The organism is Nocardioides sp., assembly GCF_031397825.1.
Taxonomy (GTDB): domain Bacteria; phylum Actinomycetota; class Actinomycetes; order Propionibacteriales; family Nocardioidaceae; genus Nocardioides.
Map to the genome: position 1 here is coordinate 1 of NZ_JANNML010000073.1, position 5,268 is coordinate 5,268.

Consider the following 5,268-nt stretch of genomic DNA (forward strand, 5'->3'; position numbering starts at 1 on the left):
GTCGAGAACCCGGCGTACTGACGGATGGTCCACGGCTGCGTGGTGTACATCGTCGGGTAGGGCCCGCGCAGGAAGGGGCTCAGGCCGGGCAGGGTGTCGAGGGCGTCGAGGCCCGCGAGGTGCTCGGGACCGTAGACCGGCAGGATGTCGATCCCCTCGGGGCTGGTCCACGCCTCGGCAGGACCGGTGGTCGAGCCGGGCGACGAAGGAGCCCGCGTCGAGACCCCCTCCCCCGTCAGCGGCAGCCCCGCGAAGCTCTTCGGAACACTCATGCCAGCTTCTCCCTCGTCCTGGTCAGGAAGTCGAGCGCGTCCACACCCATGGCGCAGGCGTCGTCGCAGTAGTCGGTGGCCCTGCCTGCCAGGACGACGTGGCTCGCCCCCGCCTCGCGCAGCGCGGCGGCGGCGTCGGCGCCCCACTCGGCGTACGTCGTGTCGCTGCCGGCCAGGCACACGACCTGCTGGCCGGCGTAGGCCGCGACCAGGTCGTCGGTGCCGGACGTGGCGCCGGCGACCTCGACCGCGATCCCGCCGGCGGCGAAGAGGTTGGCGGCGAAGGTGGCCCGGGCCGTGTGCGAGGCGATGGTGCCGAGCGTCGCGAGGAAGACCGGCGAGGCGGCCGGTTCGTCGCGCAGGGCCTCGAAGCTGGCGCCGTAGCGGCGCACCCCGTCGAAGGACCCGTCGGGCCGGCGCTGGGGGAGCTCCTCGGCGAGGTCGGGGAACTCGGTGAGGCCGGTGATCGGCATCCGGCGCTGGGCGACCAGCTCCTCCCGCGCTGCAGCGGTCTCGGCGATGCGCTCCTCGAGGCGGTCGTGCCCGTCCTCCTCGATCCGGCCCAGCTCCGCCCAGCCGGCGACGGCGAGGTCGTCGGTGAGCTTCTCGACTGCGTAGGAACCGCCGGCCGGGTCGGCGACCTTGGCCACGTGGGACTCCGAGATCAGCAACGCGGAGGTGTTGCGTGCGATGCGGCGGCCGAGCACCTCGGGTGCCCCCAGCGGGCTGTCGAAGGGCAGCACGGTCACGGAGTCGGCGCCGCCGACCCCGGCGGCGAAGGCTGCGACGGTGGTGCGCAGCATGTTGACGTAGGGGTCGTAGCTGCTCATCATCGGCCGGCTCGTGACGACGTGCTGGCGCTGCTCGGTCGCGGCGCCCTCGCTGAGCTCCACCACGCGGGCCCAGAGGCGACGCGCGGCCCGGAGCTTGGCGATCGTGGCGAACTGGTCGTCGGTCGCGGCGTAGCGGAACTCCAGGAGCCCGGCCGCCTCGTCGACGGACAGGCCGGAGTCGGTCAGCCGGCGCAGTGCGTCGGCGCCCACGGCCATCGACCAGCCGAGCTCCTGCGCGTCCGAGGCACCACGGTCGTGCACGGCGGTGGCGTCCACCACGACCCCGAGCACGCCCCGCTCGTGGGCGAGCCGCGCCACCTCGACCAGGCTGTCGCCGGAGCCACCGAGGTTGGTGCCGGGGGCCGGCGTGGTGTCCTCGAGGACTGCCAGGAACGCGTGGGCCAGCGCGAGCTGGTCGTCGGTGGCGTCGAGGACCACGGGCGCGAGGTCGAGCAGCACGTCGTGCAGCACCGTGGCGAGGTCGGCGCCCGCCGCGACCTGGAGCCACAGCGACGTCACGCCGCCGTTGAGGTCGACCAGCGCGGTCTCGTTGAGCTCCCTGGCGTCCTGTCCGTCGTGGGCGCGCAGGTGCGCGCGGATGTCCCAGTCGCCCGAGCGCGTCGGGCGGCCCGCGGTGGTGAGGTGGTCCAGCAGGGCGGCGGTGCCGAGGGGGGTGACGTCGATGCCGTCGAGGGTGGTGCGGGTCAGCTTGTCCCAGACCAGGGAGTCGGGGTCGTCGTCCTTCAACCGGCGCGACTTGCGCAGCACGGCTGCGGTCGCGGCCTCCCAGTCGGCCAGCGTGTGGCGGTCGTCGGGCGAGGCCAGCGCGAGCGTCCCCTGCTCCGGCTCCAGCTCGGTGGGCTCGTCCAGCCCACCGTCGACGCGCTCGGCGGGACTCCCCTCAACAGTCATGGTGCGAACCATAGGAGGAACCCGAGAACCTGTTCCAGGGAGTGTGATGTTCTGGACAGGTCACGACGACTGTTCACGGCCCGGTCATCGTGACGCAGCGCCACGGTCGCCGGGGCCGTCCAGGGTCGAGACCATGCGGATCGCCCTGGTGACCGAGACGTTCTACCCCGCCGTCGACGGCACGACGACCACGCTCAAGGCCGTGGTCGACCGCCTCGTCGACACCGGGCACTCGGTCCGGATCATCGCGCCGGCTCCTGGCCTGACCTCCTACCGCGGCTGTGACGTGGTCAGGGTCCGCCCGTTGGAGCCGGTCGGCGCGCAGGTGCGCGCCGCGCTCGACGACTTCGCCCCGGACCTGGTCCACGTCACCTCGCCCGGCCCGCTCGGTCGCAAGGCCTTGAAGCACACCCACCGCACCGGACTGGCCTCGCTCGTGGTCGAGCAGTCGCCGGTCCTGGACCAGACCGCGGACTACTGGCGCGCCAAGGTGGCGGCCCGTGCCGATCGCGTGCTGGTCACCTCCACCTGGATGGTCGACCGGATGACGGAGTTCGGCGTCGACGTCGACCTCTGGCGTCCCGGGGTCGACTCCACGGCCTTCACCCCCTCCCTGCGCGACGCGTGGCTCCACGGGTCCTGGTCGCGCTCCCGCTCCCGCGCCGTGCCCCTGGTCGTGGTCGGCTACGTGGGCAGCCTCCACAAGCGCCACGGCGTACGACGCCTCTCCGAGCTCGCCTCCCTGCCGGGGATCCGCCCGGTGATCATCGGCGACGGACCCCAGCGCGGCTGGCTCGAGGAGCGGCTGCCCGACGCCAAGCTGACGGGCACCCTGACCACCGGCGACCTCACGGTCGCGCTGCCCTCGCTCGACGTGCTCGTCCACCCGGGGGAGCACGAGACCTGCTCGCACGTCCTGCGCGAGGCCGCGGCCAGCGGCGTCCCGGTCGTGGCCCCCCGCTCCGGCGGTGCCACCGACGTCGTCCGCAGCCTCGAGACCGGCCTCCTGCACGCCCCCGGGGAGGGTCGATCGTTCCTCCGGGCCGTCGAGTCCGTCGTCGCCGACCGCCACCGCTCACTGCTCGGCGCCCGGGCCCGCGAGGTCGCGTCGGAGCGCACCTGGACCCAGGCCGTGGACGAGCTGTCCTCGACCATGACCGCCGTGGCGGCCTCGGCGCGCACCACTGCACCGCGCTGACCTGGTGGCAACCGGTGTGGCTGGGGTGTTTGTCACACGCCCCACGGCACGGCCGCAGCCCCCACGCACGTAAAGTGGGTTCTCGTGGCAACCACGGACTCACGACCGACCCTCGTCAAGGGCTCGCGCGCATCGCGCTCGACCATCTCGCTGAAGCTCATGATGGCCGTCTCCGGCCTCGTCTTCATCGGCTTCGTCCTCTCCCACATGTACGGGAACCTCAAGGCGTTCGGGGGCGAGGAGAAGTTCAACGACTACGCCGAGCACCTGCGCACCATCGGTGAGCCGCTGCTCCCCGAGTCGGGGCTCCTGTGGATCCTGCGGGCGGGTCTGATCGTCTCGCTGGTGGTGCACGTGGCCTGCGCGGTGGTCCTGGCCCGCCGGGCCTCCACGGCCCGTCCGGTGAAGTACGCGGTGAAGAAGAACAAGCACTCCTCGGTCTCCTCGCGCACCATGCGCTGGGGCGGCGCGACGATCCTGGTCTTCCTGGTCTGGCACCTGCTCAACTTCACCATCGGCAAGGTCAACCCCGCAGGTGGCGCGACGGACAACCCCTACACGCTGCTGGTCGACACCTTCGACCTGTGGTGGATGACGATCATCTACCTCGTCGCCATGGCGGCGCTCGCGCTGCACCTGCACCACGGCACCTGGAGCTCGCTCCAGACGCTGGGGCTCACCAACACCGCCGCGTCCCGCACGCGCGCCAAGCTCGCCGGCTGGGTCCTCGCGGTCGTCGTCGCCGGCGGCTTCTCGCTCGTGCCCCTGTCCGTCCTGCTCGGCATCATCGAGAAGTAAGGGAGTCCTCGACATGGCTGGATCAACTCTCCACGACGGCACCACGCCGCTCAACAAGGCGCCGGTGCAGACCTCCGACGACGCCCACGGCTACTACACGCGCGGCGAGAACATCGTCGACACCGCCGCTCCGACGGGTCCCATCGCGGACCGCTGGACGACGCGCAAGTTCGAGAACCGCCTGGTCAACCCGGCCAACCGCCGCAAGCTCGACGTCATCATCGTCGGCACCGGCCTCGCCGGTGGCGCGGCCGCCGCGACGATGGGCGAGGCCGGCTACAACGTGAAGTCCTTCTGCTACCAGGACTCCCCGCGCCGGGCCCACTCGATCGCCGCCCAGGGCGGCATCAACGCGGCCAAGAACTACAAGGAGGACGGCGACTCGACGTTCCGCCTCTTCTACGACACGGTCAAGGGCGGTGACTACCGCTCGCGCGAGTCGAACGTCTACCGACTGGCCGAGGTCAGCGTCAACATCATCGACCAGTGCGTCGCGCAGGGTGTCCCCTTCGCGCGTGACTACGGCGGCCTCCTCGACAACCGCTCCTTCGGCGGCGTGCAGGTCTCCCGCACCTTCTACGCCCGCGGCCAGACGGGCCAGCAGCTGCTCATCGGCGCCTACCAGGCCATGGAGCGCCAGGTCGCTGCCGGCACGGTCCAGCAGTTCACCCGCCACGAGATGCTCGAGCTGATCGTCGTGGACGGCAAGGCCCGCGGCATCATCGCGCGCGACCTGGTCACCGGCGAGATCGAGACCCACCTGGCCGACGCCGTCGTGCTCGCCTCGGGTGGCTACGGCAACGTCTTCTTCTTGTCGACCAACGCCATGGGCTCCAACGTCACGGCGACCTGGCGCGCGCACCGCAAGGGCGCCTACATGGCCAACCCCTGCTACACGCAGATCCACCCGACCTGCATCCCGGTTTCGGGCTCCCACCAGTCCAAGCTCACGCTGATGAGCGAGTCGCTGCGCAACGACGGCCGCATCTGGGTGCCCAAGAAGGCCGAGGACTGCGAGAAGGACCCGCGCGTCATCCCCGAGGAGGACCGCGACTACTACCTGGAGCGGATCTACCCCTCCTTCGGCAACCTGGTCCCCCGCGACATCGCCAGCCGCCAGGCCAAGAACATGTGCGACGAGGGTCGCGGCGTCGGCCCTGAGGTCGACGGCGTACGGCGCGGTGTCTACCTCGACTTCGCCGAGTCCATCGGCCGCCTCGGCCGCGAGGCGATCGAGGAGAAGTACGGCAACCTC

At 71.5% G+C, this 5,268-nt stretch carries 5 protein-coding genes; 3 read left to right on the plus strand and 2 right to left on the minus strand.

All coding sequences use genetic code 11. From position 1 onward, the window contains the following. Together RMN98_RS06210 and RMN98_RS06215 are read right to left on the minus strand one after the other, a co-directional pair. Positions 1 to 272: methylmalonyl-CoA mutase family protein (locus RMN98_RS06210; RefSeq protein ID WP_309647934.1), on the minus strand; the 272-nt coding region annotated here is incomplete at its 3' end. After that, positions 269 to 2,017, minus strand: a complete 1,749-nt coding sequence (locus RMN98_RS06215) for a methylmalonyl-CoA mutase family protein (RefSeq protein WP_309647935.1) — start codon at positions 2,015 to 2,017, stop codon at positions 269 to 271. The genes RMN98_RS06210 and RMN98_RS06215, both read right to left, overlap by 4 nt. 133 nt (positions 2,018 to 2,150) lie before the next feature. On the opposite strand from RMN98_RS06215, the gene RMN98_RS06220 reads away from it, so the two are divergent. The 3 genes from RMN98_RS06220 to sdhA form a co-directional block, all read left to right on the plus strand. After that, on the plus strand, positions 2,151 to 3,215 hold the full coding sequence (locus RMN98_RS06220) for a glycosyltransferase (protein WP_309647936.1): 1,065 nt from the start codon (positions 2,151 to 2,153) through the stop codon (positions 3,213 to 3,215). 84 nt (positions 3,216 to 3,299) lie between these two features. Next, positions 3,300 to 4,013 carry a succinate dehydrogenase cytochrome b subunit gene (locus tag RMN98_RS06225; protein ID WP_309647937.1) on the plus strand — a complete coding sequence of 238 codons (714 nt, stop codon included), beginning with the start codon at positions 3,300 to 3,302 and terminating at the stop codon, positions 4,011 to 4,013. 13 nt (positions 4,014 to 4,026) lie between these two features. Continuing rightward, on the plus strand, positions 4,027 to 5,268 hold a 1,242-nt coding region (gene sdhA / locus RMN98_RS06230), incomplete at its 3' end, for a succinate dehydrogenase (quinone) flavoprotein subunit (protein WP_309647938.1).